This window comes from Streptomyces sp. NPDC055078 (genome assembly GCF_053607985.1).
Genome location: NZ_JBSGUP010001022.1, coordinates 1 through 1,850 on the forward strand (window position 1 = coordinate 1; position 1,850 = coordinate 1,850).

Annotated in this window: 3 protein-coding genes; all 3 read left to right on the plus strand. The window is 72.4% G+C overall.

Annotated elements, in window-relative coordinates:
* Window positions 1-442 precede the first annotated feature (442 nt).
* The gene (locus ACWF94_RS39745) at window positions 443-988 is read left to right on the plus strand and encodes an SET domain-containing protein-lysine N-methyltransferase (protein WP_453500046.1); all 546 of its coding nucleotides are present in this window, start codon (window positions 443-445) and stop codon (window positions 986-988) included.
* 268 nt (window positions 989-1,256) lie between these two features.
* The gene (locus tag ACWF94_RS39750) at window positions 1,257-1,661 is read left to right on the plus strand and encodes a hypothetical protein (RefSeq protein ID WP_453500048.1); all 405 of its coding nucleotides are present in this window, start codon (window positions 1,257-1,259) and stop codon (window positions 1,659-1,661) included.
* Window positions 1,658-1,850 (plus strand): hypothetical protein (locus ACWF94_RS39755; protein ID WP_453500050.1); only part of this gene is annotated, 193 nt, incomplete at its 3' end. The genes ACWF94_RS39750 and ACWF94_RS39755, both read left to right, overlap by 4 nt.

The window sequence follows — 1,850 nt, forward strand, 5'->3', positions numbered from 1 at the left end:
AGAGCCCACGCGGAGGGGCCTCCCATGCCCGCAGGGCACCGGGCGGGGGGTACCCGGGCGCGCTCTGGGGCACCTCCCACGCCCCCAGGGCAGGGGGACCATCGGCGACCGACGACAGCGCGGCGTGGAGGTCCGCCCCCTGGGCCCGCCCACCCGGGGCACCCCCACCGGGCCGACCGGGCCCAGGAGGAGCGCGGCACCAGCGCACGCGCGCCCAGCAGGATCCGTCGGACAGGCCCTTGAGCCATGCCCCCGCCGTCGACACCGCGAGAAATTTACCGGCCCGGGCGGTTTGGGCCGATCAGACCGGTACAGGTCTGGTGCCCGGGCGACCAGTGGTGTTGTGTGGAGCCTGCTCCCTGACGGAGCCATACCGCCCGCCGGCGCGATCTGCCGCCGCGGCCCCGCGAAGTGTTCCGCCCGACCCATCGAAGGGCTTTTGATGAAGCGTGAGTACGCTGCTGTCCCGCCGCCGACCGTGACCGGGGCGGCGGTCCGGGACTCGGGGGCCGAGTTGCGGGAAGCCGCGGGCAAAGGCGCCGGGGTCTTCGCCACCCGGCCGTTCCGGGCAGGGGAACTGGTGCTGGCCGGGGTGATCGAGAGCGAGCTGGGCGGCAACGATTCCCATGCGTCCCAGATCAGCCGGACCCGCTTCGTCCGCCACGGCGGTCTGGTGCCGAGGGTGAACCACTCCTGCGACCCGCGATGCGGCATCGGCCTCAACGCGTCCGGGGCCCACGATCTGTTCGCCCGCTTCCCCATCGCGACCGGCCAGGAGATCACCTTCGACTACGCGATGCGCAACTACACCATCGAGCACTTCCCCGCCCGGTGCCGCTGCGGTACGTCACGATGCCGTGGCCGGATCACCGGCTGGAGGGACCTGCCGTCCGACCGCAGGGACGACTACCGGGGATTCGTGGCCCCCTATCTCCTCGACCATCCAGCAGACGACCAGGGTCCCTCGCGGACCTGTACGGGAGGCTGACGTTCAGCAGATGCCCGGCGCCTGGCGCATGGCGCCACCGATGGGCGACTGCTCAGGCCCGGCAGCGGGCGCGGGAGACGACCTGCCCTGATCCGGGACCGCTCCAGGCATGCAGACCGGCGGTCAGCCCGCCAGGGGGCCGCCGGTCTGCGTCGGACCTTCCGCCTGATCACCGAGGCGGCCGGTCTGATCCCCGCTCGGTCAGTCCCGGGCGGGGCGGTCCCAGCGCTCGGCCCGCGTTGTCACACCCCGGTCGTACGCTTCCGTCATGAGCGTCTCTCTGTACTACAGCGCGCACCGCGCGGCACCGCTGACCGAGACGGAGTCGGCCCGCGTCGCGCGCGTCGTCGCCGCGCACACGGCGTCGTTCCCGTACGACGACGAGGAGAGCCTGTATGTGTACGACCGGCGCGCGACCGGGCCGCGGGAGATCGTCGCCGGATCCACCAAGATGCCGTTCGATCCCGGTCGTCTGATGCCGGTGATCGCCCATGTACTGGATTCCGTGACGGAGTTGCGCCGGGCCCTGCCGGATGCCGAGTGGCGCGTACACATGGACGACCTCGACGTCCCGTGGGACGAGGCCGTGGGGTACGCCCTGCCGGGGATGCGCGACGCGGACCTGACAGCGGCGCTCGCGGCGGTCCACGACGAGGACGGGGCAGCGGGATGAGCGAGGAGAACACGGGGCCTGCCGAGGACGCCCTGTCGCCGACGCCGGAGCAGCGGCGCCTCATCGAGTTCGGCGAGGCGATGTACCGCCGCGTCGCTCCGGACGCCGATATCGGTCACCTGCTGCTGCCCGAGGACGACGCGGTGGCTGTGGTGCACCGCGTGCGGGGCGGTGGGACGATCCTTGTGG

Coding starts and splice junctions, on each gene's coding strand:
- ACWF94_RS39750 (WP_453500048.1), top strand. CDS start 1,257: ATGAGCGTCTCTCTGTACTACAGCGCGCACCGCGCGGCACCGCTGACC.
- ACWF94_RS39745 (WP_453500046.1), top strand. CDS start 443: ATGAAGCGTGAGTACGCTGCTGTCCCGCCGCCGACCGTGACCGGGGCG.